At 64.1% G+C, this 22,178-nt stretch carries 19 protein-coding genes; 3 read left to right on the plus strand and 16 right to left on the minus strand.

Translation table 11 applies throughout. The features are described from left to right. Positions 1-311: 311 nt before the first annotated feature. The gene (locus FJ946_RS18460) at positions 312-953 is read right to left on the minus strand and encodes a DapH/DapD/GlmU-related protein (protein ID WP_140567351.1); all 642 of its coding nucleotides are present in this window, start codon (positions 951-953) and stop codon (positions 312-314) included. Positions 954-1,032: 79 nt separating this feature from the next. After that, a complete protein-coding gene (locus tag FJ946_RS18465; RefSeq protein WP_140630936.1) occupies positions 1,033-1,536 on the minus strand; it encodes a CreA family protein in 504 nt (167 codons plus the stop codon). 220 nt (positions 1,537-1,756) lie between these two features. Between FJ946_RS18465 and FJ946_RS18470 the strand changes: the two genes are divergently transcribed. From FJ946_RS18470 to FJ946_RS18480, 3 genes are all read left to right on the plus strand, one after another. After that, positions 1,757-2,335, plus strand: a complete 579-nt coding sequence (locus FJ946_RS18470) for an SCO family protein (RefSeq protein WP_140495247.1) — start codon at positions 1,757-1,759, stop codon at positions 2,333-2,335. A 9-nt stretch (positions 2,336-2,344) separates the two neighbouring features. Beyond that, positions 2,345-3,217 (plus strand): 50S ribosomal protein L11 methyltransferase, encoded by an 873-nt coding sequence (locus FJ946_RS18475; protein WP_140521202.1) that lies wholly within the window; start codon positions 2,345-2,347, stop codon positions 3,215-3,217. Between the two features lie 86 nt (positions 3,218-3,303). After that, positions 3,304-5,148 carry an aminopeptidase P family protein gene (locus FJ946_RS18480; protein WP_140567354.1) on the plus strand — a complete coding sequence of 615 codons (1,845 nt, stop codon included), beginning with the start codon at positions 3,304-3,306 and terminating at the stop codon, positions 5,146-5,148. A 46-nt stretch (positions 5,149-5,194) separates the two neighbouring features. Here the strand turns inward: FJ946_RS18480 and FJ946_RS18485 are convergent, their stop codons facing one another. From FJ946_RS18485 to murG, 14 genes are all read right to left on the minus strand, one after another. Then, complete coding sequence (locus tag FJ946_RS18485; RefSeq protein WP_140521204.1) at positions 5,195-5,491, minus strand: AzlD family protein; 297 nt, start codon at positions 5,489-5,491, stop codon at positions 5,195-5,197. Next, positions 5,488-6,216, minus strand: coding sequence for an AzlC family ABC transporter permease (locus FJ946_RS18490; protein WP_140521205.1), 729 nt, complete (start codon positions 6,214-6,216; stop codon positions 5,488-5,490). The genes FJ946_RS18485 and FJ946_RS18490 overlap by 4 nt, the downstream gene beginning before the upstream one ends. 104 nt (positions 6,217-6,320) lie before the next feature. Next, entirely contained in the window at positions 6,321-7,013 is a 693-nt protein-coding gene (locus FJ946_RS18495; RefSeq protein ID WP_140567447.1) for a TIGR02453 family protein, read from the minus strand. Beyond that, positions 7,013-9,217, minus strand: a complete 2,205-nt coding sequence (gene ligA / locus FJ946_RS18500; protein WP_140567357.1) for an NAD-dependent DNA ligase LigA — start codon at positions 9,215-9,217, stop codon at positions 7,013-7,015. Before ligA ends, FJ946_RS18495 begins: the two co-directional genes overlap by 1 nt. A gap of 211 nt (positions 9,218-9,428) precedes the next feature. Then, positions 9,429-11,102, minus strand: coding sequence for a DNA repair protein RecN (recN, locus tag FJ946_RS18505; protein WP_140567359.1), 1,674 nt, complete (start codon positions 11,100-11,102; stop codon positions 9,429-9,431). Positions 11,103-11,115: 13 nt separating this feature from the next. Further along, the gene (locus FJ946_RS18510; protein WP_140567362.1) at positions 11,116-11,985 is read right to left on the minus strand and encodes an outer membrane protein assembly factor BamD; all 870 of its coding nucleotides are present in this window, start codon (positions 11,983-11,985) and stop codon (positions 11,116-11,118) included. A gap of 262 nt (positions 11,986-12,247) precedes the next feature. Then, on the minus strand, positions 12,248-13,198 hold the full coding sequence (lpxC, locus tag FJ946_RS18515) for a UDP-3-O-acyl-N-acetylglucosamine deacetylase (RefSeq protein WP_140495231.1): 951 nt from the start codon (positions 13,196-13,198) through the stop codon (positions 12,248-12,250). Between the two features lie 282 nt (positions 13,199-13,480). Continuing rightward, positions 13,481-15,163, minus strand: coding sequence for a cell division protein FtsZ (gene ftsZ / locus FJ946_RS18520; protein ID WP_140567364.1), 1,683 nt, complete (start codon positions 15,161-15,163; stop codon positions 13,481-13,483). A gap of 66 nt (positions 15,164-15,229) precedes the next feature. Beyond that, on the minus strand, positions 15,230-16,537 hold the full coding sequence (ftsA, locus tag FJ946_RS18525; RefSeq protein WP_140495227.1) for a cell division protein FtsA: 1,308 nt from the start codon (positions 16,535-16,537) through the stop codon (positions 15,230-15,232). Then, positions 16,534-17,475, minus strand: coding sequence for a cell division protein FtsQ/DivIB (locus FJ946_RS18530; RefSeq protein WP_140495225.1), 942 nt, complete (start codon positions 17,473-17,475; stop codon positions 16,534-16,536). The genes ftsA and FJ946_RS18530 overlap by 4 nt, the downstream gene beginning before the upstream one ends. Then, entirely contained in the window at positions 17,463-18,389 is a 927-nt protein-coding gene (locus tag FJ946_RS18535; RefSeq protein ID WP_140567367.1) for a D-alanine--D-alanine ligase, read from the minus strand. Before FJ946_RS18535 ends, FJ946_RS18530 begins: the two co-directional genes overlap by 13 nt. 301 nt (positions 18,390-18,690) lie before the next feature. Beyond that, entirely contained in the window at positions 18,691-19,656 is a 966-nt protein-coding gene (murB, locus tag FJ946_RS18540) for a UDP-N-acetylmuramate dehydrogenase (protein ID WP_140567369.1), read from the minus strand. Then, positions 19,653-21,053: a UDP-N-acetylmuramate--L-alanine ligase gene (gene murC / locus FJ946_RS18545; protein ID WP_140495219.1), complete on the minus strand. Its 1,401-nt coding sequence runs from the start codon at positions 21,051-21,053 to the stop codon at positions 19,653-19,655. Before murC ends, murB begins: the two co-directional genes overlap by 4 nt. Beyond that, positions 21,050-22,177, minus strand: coding sequence for an undecaprenyldiphospho-muramoylpentapeptide beta-N-acetylglucosaminyltransferase (gene murG / locus FJ946_RS18550; RefSeq protein WP_140567372.1), 1,128 nt, complete (start codon positions 22,175-22,177; stop codon positions 21,050-21,052). The genes murC and murG overlap by 4 nt, the downstream gene beginning before the upstream one ends. Position 22,178: the final 1 nt, after the last annotated feature.

A 22,178-nucleotide genomic window follows, 5' to 3' on the forward strand; every position in this document is an offset into this window, starting at 1 on the left:
GCCGTGCGGTACGCCGGAAGGAACAACCGGCGGCCATATCGGGTTCCCATCGGAAAGAAATACAACCGCCGCAATCGAATGCACGCATCAAGGGAATCGGAAGGACAACACACTTTATCGGTTTGGTGTCACAGTAACGGTGCAGGCAAAACAGGCCTGTTCCTTCCGCTTCACAGCGGTTTACCTCCAGCCCCTTCCGTTGCGCCACCCCCGCATGACGGAAGGGGTTCAGTCCGGAGCGCTCGCATAGTGGTTCCCTGAAGCGCGCCTTTGGCGCAAATGCGCGTGCTCTTCAGCCGCGCCGGCGTCACTCACGCGGCGTGATTTTCCCAGCGGTCCAGGAAGGTCTCGATGGTCATGGCCTGCATGTCGGGAACGGCGCTGGCGAGCTTTTCGACCGGCCAGTCCCACCAGGCGAGAGCCTCGATCCGCGCCGCGATATCGGCTGCGAAGCGCGGCCGAAGCGGCTTGGCCGGCACACCGGCGACGATCGTATAGGGCGGCACGTCATGCGTGACGACGGCATTGGCGCCGACGACGGCGCCATTGCCGATGGTGAGGCCGGGCATGATCACGGCCCCGTGGCCGATCCACACGTCATGGCCGATGCTCACCGCCTTCGCCTGGCGCCGTTCGCGGAAGACGGCATCGACGCCCAGCCAGCGGAAATATTCGTTGGGCCGGTAGCTGACCTTGTGCTGGGTCAGTCGCTCGATCGGATGATCCAGCGCATTGATGCGGCTGTTGGCGGCAATCGAGCAGAATTTGCCGATGTTCGTGTAGATCGCCTCGGCGTGCCGCTCGAAATAGGAAAAATCGCCGACGCTCACTTCGCGCAGCACCACCCGCTCGCCGATCGAGGCGTAGCGACCGAGCTTGCATGCTTTCAGCTCCGCCGTCGGATGGATACGCGGCTCAGGATCTTTCAGCACGAGATTTTCGGAACGGTCCATGCGGGCGGCTTTACGTCAGGGCAATAGCTCCCGCAAGCCGGGAGCAATTGTCGGTCAGGTCAATTGCACGAAAGAACATCTATTTCGGCTTGCCCTTCGTCCACACCACGTTCTGGCCGTAGAGCGGCACGGTGGTGACCGACATCTTGGCCGAGCCGTTCTGCACCTGGCGCGAATGCGAGAGGTAGATCAGCGTCTCGTTGGCCTTGTCGTAGATGCGGTTCACCACCTGCTTCTTCCAGATCAGGCTGATGCCTTGCTTGAACACCTCCTCGCCGCCTTCGCTCATGTCGATGTCGCCGATGGTGATCGGACCGGTCTGGCGGCACGAAATCGAGGAATCGGAAGGATCCTCGAACCAGTTGCCCTTGTGCAGGCGGTCGATGATGCCGCGGTCGAAATAGGACACGTGGCAGGTGACGCCGTCCACCTTCGGGTCCTTGATCGCTTCGACGATGATGTCGTTGCCGAGCCAGTCGACGCCGACCTTGCCGACTTCATCGGCGACTGCGGCACCGGCGCCAAGGACAAGGCACGCGGCCAGGGCGCCGCCGATCAGATTTCGCCCAATCAGTCGTTGCAAGATAGCCTCCGAGGTTCAAGTTTGCCGGTCTCAGGTGGGGCGAAGGACGTTGCATTGCAAGCCGGCGGCCCCGATCAAAACGCCGGCATAGGTCACGGCCGGTTGCGTCAACGCGGCACCTTTGCGTGTACCCGGTCGAACCGCTAAGACTGTTCGCCGAACCAAGGGCTGCCTGGCCATGGCCGGCATGCCGATGAAATTACAAGACGGAATCCTGCGGATGATGCGCTCAATACTGGTCGGCATTCTCGTCCTGATGGCGGCCGGCATAGGCTGGCTGACCTTCGACTGGTATCGCGGCCACTATGGCGGCGAGCCTTTCGGTGCCGCCTTTACGCTGGTCGACCAGAAAGGCGCGCCGATCACCGAGGCCGCCTTCCGGGGCCACCCCAGCGTCGTCTTCTTCGGCTTCACCCATTGCCCAGAGGTCTGCCCGACCACGCTATTCGAACTGTCCGGCTGGCTGAAGACGCTTGGTGACGATGGCAAGAACCTGCATGCCTATTTCGTCTCGGTCGATCCGGAGCGCGACACCCCCGCGGTCATGAACGCCTATGTCAGCAATTTCTCTGACCGCATCACCGGCATATCGGGCGACCCGGACAAGGTCCACGCCATGGCGAAGTCCTTCGGCATCTACTGGAAGAAGGTCGACACCGGCGACGGCGACTACACGATGGACCATACCGCCTCGGTGCTGCTGCTCAACGGCAAGGGCGATTTCGCCGGCACGATCGCCTATGGCGAAAGCGCCGACACCGCGGTGGAAAAGCTCAAACGCCTCGCGGCCAAGGGCTGATGCGAATCCATGACCCAGACGCGGCTCCATTTCACCGCCGGCAAGATCGAATCCACCAGAATTTTCGCCGCCCTCGATGCCGCCTTTGAGGACGAAGGCTTGCCGATAGCCGTGCTGGAGGTCGATGAGGACGCGGACATTCATGAAGTCTCTCTCTATGCCGACGGCGATGTGGATGCGGTCGAGGCGCGGGTGAAGGACATTCTGGCAGGGCTAGCCCTGTCCAGGCCGGTCGAGCGCGAGACCTTGCCCGATATCGACTGGGTGGCGCGCTCGCTGGAAGGGCTGAAACCGGTGCGTGCCGGCCGTTTCTTCGTGCATGGCGCGCATGATCGCCGCAAACGCCACAGTGGCGAGCTTGCCATCGAGATCGAAGCGGGGCTGGCCTTCGGCACCGGCCACCACGGCACCACCGCCGGATGCCTGGAAATGCTGGAAAAGGTGACGCGGCGCGAGCGGCCGCGCAACGCGCTCGATCTCGGCACCGGCAGCGCGGTGCTGGCCATCGCTGTGGCCAAGCTCTTCCATATTCCCGTGCTGGCGACCGACATCGATCCGGTGGCGGTAAGCGTTGCCGCCGCCAATGCGCGGCTCAACCACGTCAAGGCGCTGGTGGAAACAGTGACCGCACCCGGATTCCACCATCCGATCTTTGCCAGGCGTGCGCCTTTCGACCTGATCGTCGCCAACATATTGGCGCGGCCGCTGATGCGGCTTGCGCCGGAAATGGCGCGACACATCAGCCTCGGCGGCTCGCTGGTGCTGTCAGGCATCCTCGACCGGCAGCGCGACGCGGTGATCTCCGCCTATGTCGGCCAGAGCTTTCGCCATGTCAGAACGCTGCACCGCGAAGGCTGGGTGACGATCCATCTCAAACGGTGACGCAGCCCCGTCTGGCCCTGCTGAAATCGATTCCGGTTTCCAGCTCCATGCGCTACGGTCGGGCACTATCCGAGGGAGACGCCACCATGTTCCAGACCTTTGATTCCGCTGGCAATCCGGCCGTCGGCAGACCGCGCGTGGCGCTGCTGCGCCAATGGCTGGCGGAAAACGGCCTGGATGGATTTGTCGTTCCCCGCGCCGACGAGCATCAGGGCGAATATGTCGCCGACCGCTCGGCGCGGCTAAAATGGCTGACCGGCTTCAGCGGCTCCGCCGGCGTTGCCATCATCCTGCGCGACCGCGCCTTCATCTTCGTCGACGGACGCTACACGCTGCAGGTGCGCGGCGAGGTTGATCTCAGTATCTTCTCGATCGAGAGCCTGGTCGACAATCCGCCTGCAAATTGGCTCAAGGATAACCTCGGCAAGGGCGCGCGGCTCGGCTTCGACCCCTGGCTGCACACGATCGGCGAGGTCAAGGCGCTGCGGGCCTCGGCCGAAAAGACCGGCGCCGTGCTGGTGCCGCTCGAGGCGAACCCGATCGACATAATCTGGAAGGATCAGCCGGATGCACCGGTCGCTCCTGTCGAACTCCATCCCATCGGTTTTGCCGGCGAGCTCGCCAAGGACAAGCTGGCGCGGCTGGCGGCGGCGATCGGCCAGGAGGGCGCCACCCATGCGGTGCTGACGGATCCCTCCTCGATTGCCTGGGCCTTCAACATCCGTGGCGGCGACGTACCGCACACGCCGCTGGCGCTCGGCTTCGCTGTCCTCGCTGCCGACGGACGGCACCGGCTATTCATGGACAGCCGAAAATTCTCGCGCCAGGTTGCGGCGTATCTCACCCAGCTTGCCGAGCCCCATGAGCCCGGTGAATTCGAGGCCGCGGTCGTGGCGCTGGCCAAGAGCGGCGCGAAAATCGCGCTAGACCCCGTTTTGGCCGCCTACAGGCTGCGCATGCTGGTCGAGGACAATGGCGGCGAGGTGATTGCCGCTCCCGACCCGGCCCGCATCCCGCGCGCCACCAAGAACCAGGCCGAGATCAACGGCTCGCGCGCCGCGCATCGGCGCGATGGCGCGGCGGTGGCGAAGCTTTTGTGCTGGCTCGACCGCCAGAAGCCCGGCTCGCTCGACGAGATCGCGGTCGTCACCCGGCTGGAAGAGACGCGCCGGCAGACCGGCGAGGAAACGCAAATGCCGCTGCGCGACGTCTCCTTCGACACCATTTCGGGCGCCGGCCCGAATGGCGCCATCATGCACTACCGCGTCTCACGCGCCACCAGCCGCAAGCTCCAGGCCGGCGAGCTGTTCCTGCTCGATTCCGGCGCCCAATATCAGGACGGCACCACCGACATCACCCGCACCGTGCCGATCGGCCAGCCGACCGAGGAAATGCGCGAACGCTTCACGCTCGTGCTGAAAGGCATGATCGGCATTTCCACGCTGCGTTTCCCCGCCGGCACGCGCGGCTCGGAAATCGACGCCGTCGCCCGCATGGCGCTGTGGAAGCACGGCTGCGACTTCGCCCACGGCACCGGCCATGGCGTCGGCTCTTATCTGGCGGTGCACGAAGGCCCGCAACGCATCGCCCGCACGGGCACCGAAAAGCTGCTCGAAGGCATGATGCTGTCCAACGAGCCGGGCTATTACAAGGAAGGTTCTTACGGCATCCGCATCGAGAACCTCATCCTGGTGACGCCGGCCGAGCAGATCGACGGCGGCGACATCGCCATGCACGGTTTCGAGACGCTGACCCTGGCGCCGATCGATGTCAGGCTGGTGCGCTCGGATTTGTTGACCCGCGACGAGCTGCATTGGCTCGACACCTACCACGCCCGCGTGCTGGCCGAGATCGGCCCGATGCTCGACGGCGAGACGCTGGCCTGGCTGGAAAAGGCAACGGCGCCGTTACCGCATGGCGCTAAGATTTGAGTGCGTCTAAGGCGGCGCCAGCGTTCGAACGATCGCGCCCGGAACTCTACCCCACAAACTGCCGCGCCAGGATCAGCATCGCCGCACCAGCCAAAAACATCGCCATCAGCCCGCCGCGCAGCGAAACCATGGCGGTGACAACCAATGCCGCCCATTCCGCCGGTCCGGCATTCAACAGTTCCGGCGCCACCAATGTCGTCAGCACCGCCGCCGGCACCGCGTTGAGGCCGGCCTCGACGCGCGGATGGATATTGTCGAAGCGCGAGATGACCAGATGCCCGCCGATCCGCGTAAGATAAGTGGCGATCGCGCCGGCGATGATGATCCAGAACGTCGTGCTCATGGCCGTGCCTTCACGCCTGAGTGGTGGGGCGGCAGGATGACGGCCAGCAGCACGCCGGCGATGGCGCCGATCGAAACGTGCCAGGGTGAACCTACCATCTTGTAGGCGACGATCGAGGCGCAAGCACTGGCGACGACCACCGGCAGCCACAACGGCCGCTTGCGGAAGCCCATCACCAGGCCAAGGAAATAGATCGGCAGCAGGAAATCGATGCCCAGCGCATGCGTGTCGGGGATGAGCTTGCCGAACACCGCGCCGAGCGCGCTTTCGATCACCCAGAATACATAGACCGGCAGGCCGAGCCCGAGATACCAGGCGAAGCCGACCGTCTCGCCGGACTGCGCCCTCGCCTCGGCGACGGCGAACTGCGGATCGGTGAGGATGAAGAAGCCGAGCGCTTGGCTGACCACGGGCCAGTGCGCTATGCGCCGGCCGATACCGGCCGAATAGAGCACGTGGCGAAAATTGACGGCGAAGATTGACAGCACGATCAGCCACGGCGCGACATGCTGGCCGAACAGCTCGATGCCGACCATCTGGCTGGCGCCGCCGAAGATCATCGCACTCATCAGGAAGGCTTCGAACACCGAGAAGCCATTGTCGACGGCCAGCGCCCCGAACAGCACCCCGAACGGCGCCGACGCCACAACGACCGGCATGGAAAGCCGCACGCCTTGCCAGAAATCGCTCTTTGCGCCGTTCTCGGAAATTGCATCCGACACCATGGATAACTCCCAGGAGAATGGCCTGATCTAGATAGCGTGGCCCGCCTTGTCACACGAATTCGGTTGAGCCCAACAATCAGCGGAAATGATTGCCAGGACCAATCCTAGCCCTGCGCCACCTTGCCCTCGATCGCCCTCCCCCAATCGAGCAGCGGCTTGGCGCGCATGGTGAAATCGACCAGCTCGTCGACCAGCGCCGCCGTGTGGATCCCCGTCGGATCGATGACATGCTGGACGTAGAAATGACGGTTGCGGATGGCCTCGGCCAAATCGGAATCGCCGACATGCTCGAAGCCTCGCGGCGTGCGCTTCATGCGGCCTTCCGTCTCGAATTCCAGACCGTTCTTCTTCAAGGCGCCCACCAGGGCGCGGAACCTGTCCGGCCTTGCCGCGATGGCCTTGCGCATGGCGAGCAACAGTTCCGGGGCGGGCTGCCACCAGGCAATGTCGGCGAAGCAGCGTTCCAGCCCGACATGGACATAGAACACGCCCTGCTCCATCTTGGTGCCGTCGGGCGACAGGATCGCCGACAGATGCCGGTTGTAAGGCCGCTTGTCCTTGGCGAAGCGCACGTCCCGGTTGATCCGGAACAGTGATTTCTTGCGGTCGCCCTTGAGGCCGAGCCCGGCCTCGCCGAAACGGCGTGTGAGCGTCTCCACCAGATCGCCCAGCGGATCGCGCAATTCCTGTTCGAACAGGTCGCGATTCTCTACGAACCACTCGCGGCTCTGGTGGAAATCAAGTGCCTTCAGGAACGGAATAGCCTTCTGGCCGAACCCCTTGAATTCGCCTGACATCATGCCTTGCCGATCCGCTGCAGCCACGCGTCCTCGTCTATGACCTCGATGCCGAGTTCACTGGCAAGCTTGAGTTTCGAGCCGGCGCCGGGCCCCGCCACCACCAGATCGGTCTTGGCCGAAACCGAGCCCGCCACCTTCGCGCCCAGCCGTTCGGCCATCGCCTTGGCTTCGGAGCGCGTCATCTTTTCCAGCGAGCCCGTGAACACGATGGTCTTGCCGGCGACCACGCTGTCGGCCGAGACGGTGACGACATACGGCTTCGGCCTGACCTGCTTAAGCAGCGCCTCAAGCACGTCGTCATTGCGCTCATTGCCGAAGAAATCGGCCAGCGCGTTGATCACCGTATCGCCGATGCCGTTGATCGACGGGAAGACACTATGCGGATCGTCAGCCGCCGCGGTCTCCTTGCCGACGCGGATCAGTTCCTCGATTGTCGAAAACGTCCGGGCAAGCACGGCCGCCGTCGTTTCGCCGATATGGCGGATCCCAAGCGCAAAGATGAAGCGGTCGAGCTCGGGTTCGCGGCGCGAATCGATCGCCGCAAAGAGCTTGTCCAACCCTTCATAGTTGCGGTCCTCGACGCTGCGCACGTTCTTGCGCGTCTTGCCCGACGCCGCCTCGCGCTGCCTCGCCTGCTCCTCGCGCCGCTCGGCCAGCGCCTTGGTGACGGCGGGACGCCGATCCCTGAGCGTGAAGATGTCGGCGGCCGTCTTGACCAGGCCCGCATTGAAGAACAGGTCGATGTTTTCCGCGCCTAGTCCCTCGATATCCATGGCCCCGCGCGACACGAAGTGGCGCAGCCCTTCCACGGCTTGCGCGGGGCAGATCAGTTCGCCCGTGCAACGCCTGCGGGAATCCTCCTTGCCGGTCTTCTCGTTGATTTCGCGCGTCGCCGGCGAGCCGCAGATCGGGCAAGTATGTGGGAATTCGTAAGGCACGGCATCCGGCGGACGCTTGTCGACGACGACACTGACGATCTGCGGGATGACGTCCCCTGCCCGCTGGATCACCACGGTGTCGCCGATGCGCACGTCGATGCCGTCGCGGATCGGCTGGCCGTTGCTGTCGAAACCCTTGATATAGTCTTCGTTGTGCAGCGTGACGTTCTCGACCACGACGCCCCCGACTGTCACGGGCGCAAGCCTCGCCACCGGCGCCAGCGTGCCGGTGCGCCCGACCTGGATATCGATCTTCTGCACGGTCGTCATCGCCTGTTCGGCCGGAAATTTGTGCGCGATGGCCCAGCGCGGTTCGCCGGTGACAAAGCCCCACCGGCGCTGCAACTCCAGCTGGTCGACCTTGTAGACGACGCCGTCGATGTCGTAGCCCAAGGAAGAACGCTGTTCCTCGATGCGGTGATAATGCGCGATCAGTTCGCCGACCGACCTCGCCCGCACCATCAGCGGGCTGACTTTGAAGCCCCATTCCGCGAATTTCTGCACCGAATCGTATTGTGTCGGAGCGGGGTCGGCTGTCGTGTAGCCCCAGGCATAGGCAAAGAATTTGAGGTTCCGGCTGGCGGTGACCGATGGATCCTTCTGGCGCAGCGACCCAGCCGCCGTATTGCGCGGATTGACATAGTCCTGGCCGCCGGCGGCCGCTGAGCGCTGCTTCAGCGCCTCGAATTCGGCATAGGTCATGTAGACCTCGCCGCGTATCTCGATGATTTCGGGCCAGCCCGAGCCTTTCAGCCTGCCGGGAATATCGGCGATGGTCCTCAGATTGGCGGTGATGTCTTCGCCGACAGCGCCATCGCCGCGCGTTGCGCCCTGCACGAACACGCCGTTCTCGTAACGTAGCGAGGCCGACAGGCCGTCGATCTTCGGTTCGGCCGTGAAGGCGATGTCGAGATCCTTGTCGCGGTCGAAGAAGCGCCGGCCGCGTTCGATGAAATCGGCGACGTCCTCGTCGGTATAGGCCTTGGCGAGGCTGAGCATGGGCACGGCATGACGCACCTTGGCAAAGCCTTCCGCCGGCGCGGCACCGACCCTGCGCGATGGCGAATCCTCGCGCACCAGGGCGGGAAAGCGCTGCTCGATGGCGAGGTTGCGCCGGGTCAGCGCATCATAGGCGGCGTCGGTGATAACAGGCGCGTCCTCGGTATGGTAGCGGCGGTCGTGCTCCGCGATCTCCTGCGCCAGGCGCTTCAGCTCCGCTTCGGCTTCGCTCTCACTGAGTGAATCGACTGGTCTTTCAGACATCGCACGGCTTCCCTGACCAATGCACGCCGCCCAAAATATGGTGCGATTTTGGGGCAACGACATGCACAAAACAATAACCAAGGCGCAGCGCACTTTGGTTGGGCGCCACTATAAATCAGGATTTGGCAGGAGGGAGCCGGCCTGCGAAAAAATCATTCCTGAACAGCAGGATGCAGCCATATCCTGACTCGCCTTCACGGGAAACGAGCTTTCAGGCAGCCGCCGTATTCTCCCGCAGCAATCTCTCGGCGGCCGCGCGCGCTTCGTCGGTGATGGTGGCGCCGGCCAGCATGCGCGCGATCTCTTCCTGGCGCGCCGCCCGGTCCATTTCGGCGATGCCGGTCGCGACCTTGTCGGTGCTGCCGGACTTGGAGATCAGGAAGTGCGTCGCCGCGCGGGCCGCCACCTGCGGCGCATGGGTGACCGAGAGCACCTGCACGCGCCTGGACAATCTTGCCAGCCGCTGGCCGATGGCATCCGCGACGGCGCCGCCCACCCCTGTGTCGATTTCATCGAAGACCAGCGTTGGCGCCGAGCCCCGGTCGGCCAGCGCCACCTTCAGCGCCAGTAGGAAGCGCGAAAGCTCGCCGCCGGAAGCAACCTTCATCATCGGCCCGGGTCGCGTGCCGGGATTGGTGCGCACCCAGAACTCGATCTGGTCGATGCCCTCTTCCATGCGGCTCTCGGCCTCGCTCTTCATCTCGACGATGAAGGCGGCGCGTTCGAGCTTAAGCGCCGGCAGTTCGGCCATCACCGCCTTGGTCAGCCCGACCGCCGCGGCATGGCGAAGCGAGGACAACTGCGCGGCGGCGATATCATAGGCTTCGCGCGCTGCGGCCGCCTGCTTTTCCAGCCCATGAAGGCGCTCCTCGCCGGCATCGAGATCGGCAAGATCGGCAACCATCGTGTCGCGCAATTGCGCCAAATCATCGACGGCAACGCTGTGCTTGCGCGCTGCCGCGCGCAGCGAAAACAATCGCTCTTCCGCCTTTTCCAGCCGCTGTGGATCATATTCGGTGGCGCGCAAAGCCGCCTCGACACCCGACTGCGCCGCGTCGAGCGACAGCATCGCCTCATCCAGCGACTTGACCACTTCGTCGAGCAGCCCGGGGGCCTCGCCGGCCTTGCGCTGCAACCGCCTGAGCAGGCTGGCCAGTTGCGGCAAGGGCGAGGATGGACCCGAAAGCACGTCCTGCGCGTCGTGGATTTCGGAGGCGATCTTCTCGGCCCGCATCATGTGGGCGCGCAAGTCGGCAAGCTCAGTCTCCTCACCCGGCTGCGGATCGAGCTTGGTCAGCTCCGTGACCGCTGCGCGCAGGTAGTCCGCTTCGCGCGCCGCCGCCGCCACCTTGGCACGATGGCGCGAAAGCTCCTGCTCGCAGGCACGCCAGTGCCGCCAGGCCTCGCCCGTCGACCGGACGGCGCCGAGATGGCCGCCGAAGGCGTCGAGCACGTCGCGATGCGCGCCGGGATCGACAAGGGCGCGTTCGTCGTGCTGGCCGTGGATCTCGACCAGCGCGCGGCCGACGTCGCGCATCAGCGTCACACTGGACGGCTGGTCGTTGACGAAGACGCGGGTGCGGCCGTCTGCCGTCTGCAAGCGGCGCAGGATGATGTCGCCGTCGTCCTCGATGGCGTTCTCGGCGAGCAGCGCGCGCACCGGATGGTTGCGCGGCACGTCGAACACGGCAATCACCTGGCCCTGTGCCGCGCCGTGGCGCACCAGGGAAGCGTCACCGCGAGCGCCAAGCGCCAACGACAGGGCGTCGAGCAGGATGGATTTTCCGGCGCCGGTCTCGCCCGTCAGCACCGAGAGACCGGGCTGGAAGTCAATATCCAGCTTCTCGATCAGGACGATATCGCGGATCGACAGCCTAGAAAGCATCGTTACGCCTGCATCAGGCGCCGGTGATCAGTTTCCCGGCCTTGGATATCCACGAGCCGGCATTCTCGCGCGGCGCAAGCCCGTTGCTCTGCAGGAGCTTGTAGGAATCCTTGTACCATGGGCTGTCGGGATAATTGGTGCCGAGAACGGCGGCGGCGGTCTGCGCCTCCGAGGTCAGGCCCATCGCATAATAGCTCTCGGTCAGGCGCGCTAGCGCCTCCTCGACATGCCGGGTGTTGGAATAATTCTCGACCACATTGCGGAAGCGCTTGACCGCGGCGATGTATTCGCGGCGTTCGAGATAATAGCGGCCGATCTGCATCTCCTTGCCGGCGAGTTGGTCGTTGGCGAAGCGGATCTTTTCCTTGGCGTCATCGACATATTCTGAATTAGGCCAGCGCGTCACGAGATCCTGCATGGTCTGCACGGTCTGGCGCGCTTCCTTCTGATCCTGCGTCACGTCCTTGATCTGGCGGTAGTAGCTAAGGCCGATGATGTACTGCGCATAAGCCGCGTCATCCGTTGACGGATACAGCGTCAGATAACGCTTGGCCGACGAGATCGCTTCGTCGTAGCTGCCCTGGCGATAGTCGGCGAACGCGCCCATCACCATCGATTTGCGGGCCCACTCCGAATAAGGATGCTGGCGGTCGACCGCGTCGAACTTCTTGCTCGCCTCGTCGAGGCGTCCGGCATTCAGATTGGCGAGCCCTTGGTTGTAGAGAACGTCGGCCGGTTCGGTCTGATCGACATAGGTCGACAGGTCGATATCTTTTTCCGACGACATGCAAGCAGACAGGAAGAGCGATGGAACAACCACCGAAAGCGCCAGGAAAACGGACCGCTGCGGCGCTTTCAATTGACCGACTCGCTTGAAGAACATGATTGGACTGCGCCCTTTCGGCGTTATTTCAGTGCCTGTTGCATATCGTTTCCCCAAAACTGGTCCCCACTTCCAGGCGACATGCACTATCGAAGGCAGCAGCCATAAACCATAACCGCCTTGCCCGGCAACGCTATGTCTAGGCAATCGAACATTTTTGTGGCGGCCGGGCCGCGCCGGAGCATCCCTGCGATTTCGCCGGCAAATGATGCATTCATGCAACACCAGCGAGCTGCGATGGTATCCGGAAAGTGGCGGCGACTCAGATCATCCAGGGCGCATAGAGAGGCGCGTTGACGGCGCTCATCTCGGCCGCACGGCCGCGCTCGCGGCGGGTCGTTTCGACGATCTCGAACGCGGTACGGTCCGACAGCACGCGCCGCAAGGCGGCCGCATTCAGCCTATGGCCGCCACGATAGGAGCGGAAGCAGCCGATGAAGCGGGCCCCGGCCAGTGCCAGGTCGCCCATGGCGTCCAGCGTCTTATGGCGTACGAACTCGTTGGGGTAGCGCAAGCCGCCCATGTTGATGACGCGGTTGTCGTCACCGATGACCAGCGAATTCTCAAGCGAGGATCCCAGCGCATAGCCGGCGGCCCACAGCCGCTCGACGTCCTTCATGAAGCCGAAGGTGCGGGCGCGCGCGATGTCGCGGCGGAAAATGTCCGCATTGATGTCGGACGCGAACAGCTGCCGGCCGATCGCTGGGCTTTCGAAATCGATCTCGACCTCGAAGCGGGTGCCGTCATAGGGCCTGAACTCAGCCCAGGAGGCGCCGTTCTCGATGCGGACCGGCTTGACGATCCGGATGTAGCGCCGCTTGACCGACAGCGTTTCGATGCCGGCCTGGTCTATGGCCTCGACGAACGCCATGGCGCTGCCGTCGAGGATAGGGACCTCATGGCCGTCGATCTCGATGATGACATTGTCGATGCCGAGCCCGAACAGCGCCGCCATGATGTGCTCGACCGTGGCGATGTGCTCGCCAGAGGGATCACCGAGCATGGTGCACAGGTCGGTTGCGCCGATCTCGGAAAACAGGGCGCGGAACTCGCGACCTTGCCCGTTCTCACTAAAAAGCTGGAAAACGATGCCGGTGTCGGCATCCGCCGGGAGAAAGCTGATGGAAACTTCCTTGCCGCTGTGAACGCCGGTGCCCGTAAGCGACGCGCGCGTCTTCACTGTCGTCTGATAGTCGTGCAAGACAATCCCCATAAGCCCGAAATGCCTAGGTCCGCTTCTCCAGCCCGAGGGCGCGGCTCTCTTGTAAAAATCGGCAGGCCAGGTCACTTCCCCCGAAATCCCGGCAAACCGACGACGGTAGGCAATGAAGATAATGTCCCGTCAGGGATAGTCCAAATCACGGTTTCTTACTCTTTGTAACCGCAACCGACGTATGGATAGCCTCTTAAGTGCTTGAATTTGCATTCTTTTAAACGTTAACAGGCAAGCAATTCCTTGCTTGCCTGTTAACAATTGTTACAGCCCGTTAACCGCTCAGTTGGCCTGGCGACGCAGGAACGCCGGAATTTCCAGCTGGTCGTCCTCCTGAGTCGCCCTGGCCTGCGGCGTCAGGCGGCCTTGGTCGTCGAGCTGGCCGCGACGAGGCGCGTAGAGCTGCGCGTCCTGGCTTGCCAGACGGCGCACTTCCGGTGCGGCCTGACGCAGCTTGGGCTCCCGCGGCTGCGCCGGCTGCAGGCGTGCAGGCTCTTCCTCGCGGCGCGTCAGGCCGTTGGTCAGACGCTTCAAGAGCCCCATCGGTCCGCTGTTCTCATGGTCGGCCGGGCGGCTCTTGGCGTCGACCTCGGCCTTCACGACAGGCGGAAAGTCCTCGACGCGCGGCATGCGCTGGGGAGCCATCGCGACCGGCTGCTGGACTTCGCGCAGGATCTCGCGCGGTTGCGGCGCCGGCTGCATCTGCTGGACCACGGGCTGCACCATCGGTTGCGGCTGCGCCGGCGGAGCCTGGAAGATCTTGCTCTGCGGACGGAAATCATCCGCATGGGCAATTGGCGCCGGACGGGCTTGCGCCATCGCCGCGGCGTTTGCTTCGGCCAGTTGGATCGCTTCCGCGACCGGATCGGCGGCGCGCGGCTCGTACGCAGCCTGCTGGACCGGCGCGGGGCGGCTTTCCGCCGCGGCAACGGCCGGGCGGGCGGCCGGCTTCTGCGGCGCGGTGCGGATCGAGATCGGAGCGGCGGCGATTTCGGCCGCCGACTTGTCGATGCCGGTGGCAACAACCGAGACGCGGATGACACCTTCGAGCTCCTCGTCGAAAGTGGCGCCCAGGATGATGTTGGCGTCCTGATCGACCTCCTCGCGGATGCGGGTCGCCGCTTCGTCGACTTCGAACAGCGTCAGGTCGCGGCCGCCGGTGATCGAGATCAGCAGGCCCTTGGCGCCCTTCATCGAGGTCTCGTCGAGCAGCGGGTTGGCGATCGCGGCTTCCGCGGCCGCCATCGCGCGGCCCTCGCCCGATGCCTCGCCGGTGCCCATCATCGCCTTGCCCATCTCGCGCATCACCGAACGAACGTCGGCGAAGTCGAGATTGATCAGGCCTTCCTTGACCATCAGGTCGGTGATGCAGGCTACACCCGAATAGAGAACCTGGTCAGCCATGGCGAACGCGTCGGCGAAGGTGGTCTTGTCATTGGCCAGCCGGAACAGGTTCTGGTTAGGGATGACGATCAGTGTGTCGACGCATTTCTGCAGCTCCTCGATGCCGAAATCCGCCGTCTTCATGCGGCGCTGGCCTTCGAAATGGAACGGCTTGGTGACGACGCCGACAGTGAGGATGCCCTTCTCGCGGGCGGCGCGCGCCACGACCGGCGCCGCTCCCGTGCCCGTGCCGCCGCCCATGCCCGCGGTGACGAAGCACATATGGGTGTTGGACAGGTGATCGATGATCTCGTCGATGCATTCTTCCGCTGCCGCGCGGCCCACTTCAGGCTGGGATCCGGCGCCCAGCCCCTCGGTGACATGCGCGCCGAGCTGGATCAGCCGGTCGGCTTTCGACATGGTCAGCGCCTGCGCGTCGGTGTTGGCGACAACGAACTCGACGCCGCGCAGACCGGCGGTGATCATGTTGTTGACGGCGTTGCCGCCGCCGCCGCCGACGCCGAACACGGTGATGCGTGGCTTAAGCTCGGTGATGTCCGGCTTTTGCAGATTGATGGTCATTGTCTCCGTCCTTTGCCTTTCCTGCCGCTTCGCCGCCGCGGCCACTTATGGGGCTGTCCCCGTCAATTAGAAACTGTCTCTCAACCACTGACTCATGCGATGCAGTTTTCCGCCCGTTCCGGTCATTCTGAGACCGGAAATTCCTTTCGCCGGATGGCTCTCGAAGCTCGCCATCTGCGGGTAGATCAACAAGCCGACGGCCGCCGAGAAGGCCGGCCCCTTCGCCGCTTCGGGCAGGCCCGCCACGCCGAGCGGGCGGCCGATGCGCACATTGCGCCCCAGGATGCGGCGCGCCGCTTCCGGCAGGCCGGCAAGCTGGCTGGCGCCGCCGGTCAGCACCACGCGCTTGCCCACCGCATTGCCGTAGCCGGACTTGTTCAGCCGGTCGCGCAAAAGCTCGAGCGTCTCGTCGATGCGGGCACGCACGATGCGCGTCATGACGGAGCGCGGAATCTGGAGCGGCACTTCGCCCTCGTCGCCGATCGGCTGGATCGAGACCAGGTCGCGGTCATCGGCGCTGCCGGGCAACGCCGAACCGTGCATCACCTTCAGCCGTTCGGCGGCATCGAGCGAGGTGGACAGTCCCTTGGCCATGTCCAGCGTGACGTGGTTGCCGCCGATGGCGATGGCGTCGCCATGGACGAACTTGCCTTCCGAAAACACCGAGATCGTCGTCGTGCCGCCGCCCATATCGATGCAGGCGGCGCCCAGTTCCAGCTCGTCGTCGACCAATGCCGCCAGCCCGCTGGCATAGGGCGTCGCCACCATGCGCTCGACCGAAAGATGCGAGCGGTTGATGGAGAGCTCCAGGTTGCGCATCGGAGCGGCGTCGCCGGTCAGCACATGCATGTCGACGCCAAGCGTGTCGCCGACCATGCCGCGCGGATCGCGCACGCCGCGCTCAGCGTCGAGCGAGAAGCCGACGGGGAGCGAATGGACCACCTCGCGCTCGGTCTTCAGCGCCTGCTTGGCGCCGGCACCGAGCACCCGCTTGATGTCGGCCTCGTCGGCCTCATGGCCACCGAGGTTTATGGTAGCCGAGAAGGCTTCGCTCTTCAGCCGGCCGGCGGTCATGTTGACGATCAGCGAATCGACCGTCAGCCCGGCCATGCGCTCGGCGGCGTCGACGGAGAGGCGAATGGCGTGTTCGGCACGGTCGAGATCGATGACGACGCCCGATTTGACGCCCTGCGACTTCTGGTGTCCGATGCCGATCACCTGGATGCGGTGCGAGCGTCCGCGCAGCAGCTTGCCGTCATCGCATGGCTTCAGCTTCGCCACCATGCAGCAGACCTTGTTCGAACCGACATCCAGTACCGTCAAGGTGCCGGAGCGGCGCGACGAGGCATCGCTTGAACCGCCAAGCCAGCTCATATCTTCGTCTCCGGCTTGCGCTTCAGCATTTTCGGCTTCTCGTTGAGCGCGGCTTCGCGCTGGGTCGCCGCCTCCGGCGTCAGTTGCACGACCAGCCGGTCGGACAGCCGCATGTCGACGGCGGCGATGTCGCGCGACAACAGCCCCTTGTCATGGTCCATGCCGACGAGTTCGGCGAGTGCCTGATCCTCGCCATCCTCGGGAAGCTTGACAGTGATGCCGTTGTCGAGCTTCAGGTCCCAGCGCCGATCGCCGACACGGACATAGCCCCTGATGCGGGTCGCGAGATCCGGGTATTTTTCGATCTTCGCCAGGAATTCCGGCGCCTTGGCCGGCGCGCCGGCTCCGATCAGCAATGGCAGCAGCACCTGCTTGCCACCCGAGAACGGTGCGATAACGGCACCGTCTTTTTCGATGACGGAGAGATCGCTGCCCTGCTGCCAAAGCGCGAACGCCTGACGCTCCTCGACGCGCACCTCCAACGTGTGCGGATAGACCTTGCGCACCGCGGCGACCTCGATCCAGGGCAAGGTGGCGATGCGTTCCCGCGCCGCCTCGGCATCGAAGCCGATCAGCGACGTCCAGCCATCGAGCTCGAGCCTGTCGAGAATATCGATCTCGGACGTCTGGCGATTGCCGACCACCTTGACCTGGTCGACGGCAAAGCCGGTCCGGGCAGTGATGCTCTGGACGATGCCGTCGGCATGACCGCCGAGATAGGCGCCATAGGCGCCGCTCGAGGCAATGAGCACTGCCGACATGATCGCGGCGGAGAAGCGCGGCGCCTGGAATTCGCCCTCGCCCAGGCGCGCCAGGATACGCACCGGGCGGCGAAGCACGCGCGGCAGCACGAAATGGTCGAACGACAATGGCAGGCTGAACAGCGCCGGCCCGGCCACGCCCTTCCCCTTGCCCTGCCCCCATTTCAACGCAGACACGAAGCGTCCTCCACCATCCAACTCAACAGATCGCCGAACGAATGCCCTGCCTGGGCGGCGATTTCAGGCACCAGAGACGTCGGCGTCATGCCCGGCTGGGTATTGACCTCGAGCCATACAACCTCGCCATTTTCGGAGTGACGATCGTCATAACGGAAGTCCGACCGGGAAACGCCCCGACAGCCGACAGCTTGGTGAGCCTTGAGCGCCAGTGTCTGTATTTTTTGGTAAATATTCGGTGAAACTTTTGCGGGGCATTCGTGTTTTGATCCGCCCGCGACATATTTTGAATCGTAGTCATAGAACGAATGGCCCGTCGGGATGATCTCGCAGACGCCAAGCGCCACGTCGCCCATGACGGCACAGGTCAGCTCGCGCCCATGGATGTAACGCTCGACCATGACGGTATCGCCATATTTCCACTCGGACGAGCCGATGACCTGCGGCGGATGCGACTGCCCCTCATGCACGATCACGACGCCGAAGCTCGACCCCTCATTGACCGGCTTCACCACATAAGGCGGCTTCATCGGATGGTTGTTCTGAATGGCGAAGCGATTGGCGACCTTCGATTCGGCGACGGGGACACCGGCCAATTTCACGACTTTCTTCGACTGCTCCTTGTTCATCGCAAGCGCCGAGGCGAGCACGCCGGAATGGGTGTAGGGAATGCCGAGATATTCGAGAATGCCCTGAATGGTGCCGTCCTCGCCAAAAGGACCATGCAGCGCATTGAAGGCGACATCGGGCCTGAGATCGGCAAGCACGGAGCCGACGTCGCGCCCGACATCGACGCGCGTGACTTGATAGCCTTCCGTCTCAAGCACACCGGCACAGGCCTTCCCCGAAGACAGGGACACGGGCCGCTCGGACGAGAAACCACCCAGCAGGACGGCCACATGCTTGTTTTTCATTCCCCGTCATCCCCTCTCACGGCGGATCAAAAACCAAGATTTCCGCAACATTGAGTCCGAGTCTCCCGGCAGGTTGCCCCCCAGACGGAAAACGCGGGAAACGCGTCGAACGACTCAAATCAGGAAACGCTTTGGAGCAGAGAATCAGAGAGTTGATTCACTGGCAAGTGCTTATGATTCCGAGAGATTCACTTTCTGAGAAAATGGATGCGAAAACCGTGCTGTTGAGTCTTTGGAGCAACGGTCGCGCGGTCATTCCTGACCGGTTGAAATTCATGCATCACCTGAACTTCAACGATGGCTATAGCAACTGCCCAAGAAACTCCTGCACGGCGTGTCCGGGGCGGAAGTCCCCGATGCGCTTGATCTCCCAGTGCAGTCGGATGCCGGAATGTTCGAGCACCCGCGTGCGCACTGTTTCGCCGAGATATTCGAGTTCGTAGCCGGTCGCTGTCCCGGTGTTGATCATGAAATTGCAGTGCATGGGCGACATCTGCGCGCCGCCGATCAGCAGGCCGCGGCACCCTGCCTTGTCGATCTCTTTCCAGGCTGAGGTGCCTTCAGGATTCTTGAAGGTCGAGCCACCGGTCTTCTCGCGGATCGGCTGCACCGTCTCGCGATGGTTCTGCACCGCGTCCATCGCCGCCTTGATCACTGCCTTGTCCTCGGCAAAGCCCTCGAAAATCGCCGAGGTGAAGATCAGCCCGGACGGTGCCGACGAGTGCCGGTAGGCATAGCCCATATCGGCATTGCTCAGCGTCTGGACGTTGCCTTTGCGGTCGAGCGCACGCACCTCGACGACGCGCTCGCGCGTCTCGACGCCATTGGCGCCGGCGTTCATCCTCAGCGCCCCGCCGATGGCGCCCGGTATGCCGTGGTAGAAATGGAAGCCGCCGATGCCGGCTTCCAGCGCCACCGCGGCGATGCGCTTGTCGGGCGTGGCCGCGCCAGCCTTGATCGATGTCGGCGAAACAATTTCGGTTTCACCGAACCCCTTGGCCGACAGCCTTATGACGAAACCCGGAATACCCCCATCGCGCACAAGCAAGTTCGAGCCGACGCCGACTATGGTCAGCGGTATCTCTTCGGGAACCGCTTTCAGGAAAGCAGCGAGATCCGCCTCGTCCGCTGGCTGAAAGAGCGCCTCGGCCAGTCCTCCGGCGCGGAACCAGGTGATCTTGTCCATCTCGGCATTCGGCGTGATGCGGCCGCGCAGGCCGGCAAGCCGGCCGCCAAGTCTGTCGATCAGCACCTGGCCCTGCATCATGAGACGGCCAGCTCCTTGGGCAGCGCATAGGCCCATTGCGTGATGTTGCCGGCGCCGAGGAAGACGACGAAGTCGCCGGGCCTGGCCAGATCACGGACAACAGGCGCTATTGCTTCCGGACCCTCGATGTAGCGCGCGTCGCGATGGCCCCCGGCGCGAATGCGCGACACCAGCGCATCCGAGGTCACGCCTTCGATCGGCTCCTCGCCGGCGGCGTAGACCGGCGCCACCATCACCGTGTCGGCGTCGTTGAAGCAGGCGGAGAACTCATTGAACAGATCATGCAGCCGGGTAAAACGGTGCGGCTGGGCAATGGCGATGACGCGGCCCTTGGTGGCGCTGCGCGCGGCTTTCAGCACCGCAGCGATCTCGACCGGATGGTGGCCGTAATCGTCGAACACTTCGACGCCATTCCAGGAGCCGGTTTGGGTGAAGCGACGCTTGACGCCGGCGAAGGACGACAGGCCTTTCTTGATCGCCTCGGCCGACAGGCCGAGCTCATGCGCCACCGCGATCGCCGCCGTCGCATTGGAAACGTTGTGGCGGCCGGGCATCGGCAGGCGCAGATCCGATATCGTCGTCTGGCCGCGTCCCTTGCGGTCGCGGATCACCACGTCGAATTCCGAGGTCGCGCCGGCCATGCGATGGTTGGTGAAGCGCACGTCGGCCTGCGCGTTCTCGCCATAGGTGATGACGCGGCGATCCTCGATTCGGCCGACCAGCGCCTGCACCTCCGGGTGGTCGGTGCACATGACGCCGAAGCCGTAGAACGGCACGTTCTCGACGAACTGGCGGAAGGCTTCGCGCACCTTCTCGAAACTGCCGTAGTGATCGAGATGTTCGGGATCGATATTGGTGACGACGGCGATATCGGCCGGCAGCTTGAGGAAGGTCCCGTCGCTCTCGTCGGCTTCGACCACCATCCACTCGCCGTCCCCCATGCGCGCATTGGTGCCATAGGCGTTGATGATGCCGCCATTGATGACGGTCGGGTCGAGCCCGCCGGCTTCGAGCAGCGTCGCTACCATCGAGGTCGTCGTCGTCTTGCCGTGCGTGCCGCCGATCGCCACTGCCTGGCGGAAGCGCATCAGTTCGGCCAGCATTTCGGCGCGGCGCACGATCGGCAGCAATTTCTCCCGTGCCGCCTTCAGTTCGGGGTTGGATTTCTTGATAGCCGTCGAGACAACCACCACTTCGGCATCGCCGAGGTTTTCTTCCCTGTGGCCGACAAAGCACTCGATCCCCTTGTCGCGCAGCCGCTGCACGTTGGCGCTGTCGGCCTGGTCGGACCCCTGCACCTTGTAGCCGAGATTGTGCAACACTTCGGCGATGCCGCTCATGCCGATGCCGCCAATGCCGATGAAATGCACGAGGCCTATGGTCTGCGGCATCTTCATGGGTGCGCCCCCTTCCTGAAATCCGAAACGGTTTTGCGGGACGCAATAGCCTCTGTGAGATCGGCGAGCAACCGTGCGGCATCCGGTTTGCCGACCGACTTCGCCGCGGCAGCCATTGCCGTGAGCCGTTCGGGCTCGGCCATCAGGGCGCCGATCAACGCCGCGATGCGCTCGGGCGAAAGTGAGGATTGCGGCTCCACCTCGCCACCGCCGGCGGCCGCAAGAGCGGCTGCGTTCGCGGCCTGGTCGTGATCGAGCGCATAGGGATAGGGCACCAGCAGCGCCGGTCGCCCGATGACGGCGATTTCCGAGACGGTCGACGCGCCGGAGCGCGACATAACCAGCTGTGCGGCCGCTATACGCGCCGCCATGTCGCTGAAGAAGGGCGAGACCTCGACAACGACACCGAGCGCTGCATAGGCCGCCTTCACCCGCCCGACATCATCGGCCCGAGCCTGCTGCGTGATCACCAGCCGCTTGCGGAGTGCGTCGGGGAGCAAGGCGACGGCCGCCGGCACCGCATCGGAGAAGAACTGCGCGCCCTGGCTGCCGCCGAACACCAGCAGGCGGAAGGGATCGTTCCCGGCCGAGGCGGCGTAGGCGGTCTTTGCGGCTTCGAGCACCTGTGGGCGGACCGGATTGCCTGTCGTCACCGTCTTGGCGCCGACGGCGCTTTCGTCTTGCGGCAGGAAGCCACCGGCAATCGCATCGACGCGGCTGGCCAGCGCCCGGTTGGCGCGTCCCATCACCGCGTTCTGCTCGTGGATCAGCGTCGGCACCTTGCGCCGCGTCGCGGCGTAGAGCGGCGGCAAGGTCGGATAGCCGCCAAAGCCGACCACGGTATCGGGCTTGATCCTGCCGATGATGGCGGACGCCTGGCGCACGCCGCGCCAGATTTTCCAGAAAGCGCCAAGCAGGGCAACAGGATTTTTGGAGCCCAGCGTCGCGGACTGGATCGGGTGGATGGCGGCGGCCGGGAAGTGGCCGGCAAAGCGCTCAGCGCGGTCGTCGGTCGCCAGATGCACCGTCCAGCCACGCGCGTTCAACTCATGCGCCAGTGCCTCGGCCGGAAACAGATGTCCGCCGGTTCCGCCCGCCGAGAGAAGGATAACGCCTCTGGCCATG

It is taken from the genome of Mesorhizobium sp. B2-4-7 (assembly GCF_006442685.1).
Classification (GTDB): Bacteria; Pseudomonadota; Alphaproteobacteria; order Rhizobiales; family Rhizobiaceae; genus Mesorhizobium.

Coding starts and splice junctions, on each gene's coding strand:
- FJ946_RS18460 (WP_140567351.1), bottom strand. CDS start 953: ATGGACCGTTCCGAAAATCTCGTGCTGAAAGATCCTGAGCCGCGTATC.
- FJ946_RS18470 (WP_140495247.1), top strand. CDS start 1,757: ATGATGCGCTCAATACTGGTCGGCATTCTCGTCCTGATGGCGGCCGGC.
- FJ946_RS18475 (WP_140521202.1), top strand. CDS start 2,345: ATGACCCAGACGCGGCTCCATTTCACCGCCGGCAAGATCGAATCCACC.
- FJ946_RS18480 (WP_140567354.1), top strand. CDS start 3,304: ATGTTCCAGACCTTTGATTCCGCTGGCAATCCGGCCGTCGGCAGACCG.
- FJ946_RS18485 (WP_140521204.1), bottom strand. CDS start 5,491: ATGAGCACGACGTTCTGGATCATCATCGCCGGCGCGATCGCCACTTAT.
- FJ946_RS18490 (WP_140521205.1), bottom strand. CDS start 6,216: ATGGTGTCGGATGCAATTTCCGAGAACGGCGCAAAGAGCGATTTCTGG.
- FJ946_RS18495 (WP_140567447.1), bottom strand. CDS start 7,013: ATGTCAGGCGAATTCAAGGGGTTCGGCCAGAAGGCTATTCCGTTCCTG.
- ligA (WP_140567357.1), bottom strand. CDS start 9,217: ATGTCTGAAAGACCAGTCGATTCACTCAGTGAGAGCGAAGCCGAAGCG.
- recN (WP_140567359.1), bottom strand. CDS start 11,102: ATGCTTTCTAGGCTGTCGATCCGCGATATCGTCCTGATCGAGAAGCTG.
- FJ946_RS18510 (WP_140567362.1), bottom strand. CDS start 11,985: ATGTTCTTCAAGCGAGTCGGTCAATTGAAAGCGCCGCAGCGGTCCGTT.
- lpxC (WP_140495231.1), bottom strand. CDS start 13,198: ATGGGGATTGTCTTGCACGACTATCAGACGACAGTGAAGACGCGCGCG.
- ftsZ (WP_140567364.1), bottom strand. CDS start 15,163: ATGACCATCAATCTGCAAAAGCCGGACATCACCGAGCTTAAGCCACGC.
- ftsA (WP_140495227.1), bottom strand. CDS start 16,537: ATGAGCTGGCTTGGCGGTTCAAGCGATGCCTCGTCGCGCCGCTCCGGC.
- FJ946_RS18535 (WP_140567367.1), bottom strand. CDS start 18,389: ATGAAAAACAAGCATGTGGCCGTCCTGCTGGGTGGTTTCTCGTCCGAG.
- murB (WP_140567369.1), bottom strand. CDS start 19,656: ATGATGCAGGGCCAGGTGCTGATCGACAGACTTGGCGGCCGGCTTGCC.
- murC (WP_140495219.1), bottom strand. CDS start 21,053: ATGAAGATGCCGCAGACCATAGGCCTCGTGCATTTCATCGGCATTGGC.
- murG (WP_140567372.1), bottom strand. CDS start 22,177: ATGGCCAGAGGCGTTATCCTTCTCTCGGCGGGCGGAACCGGCGGACAT.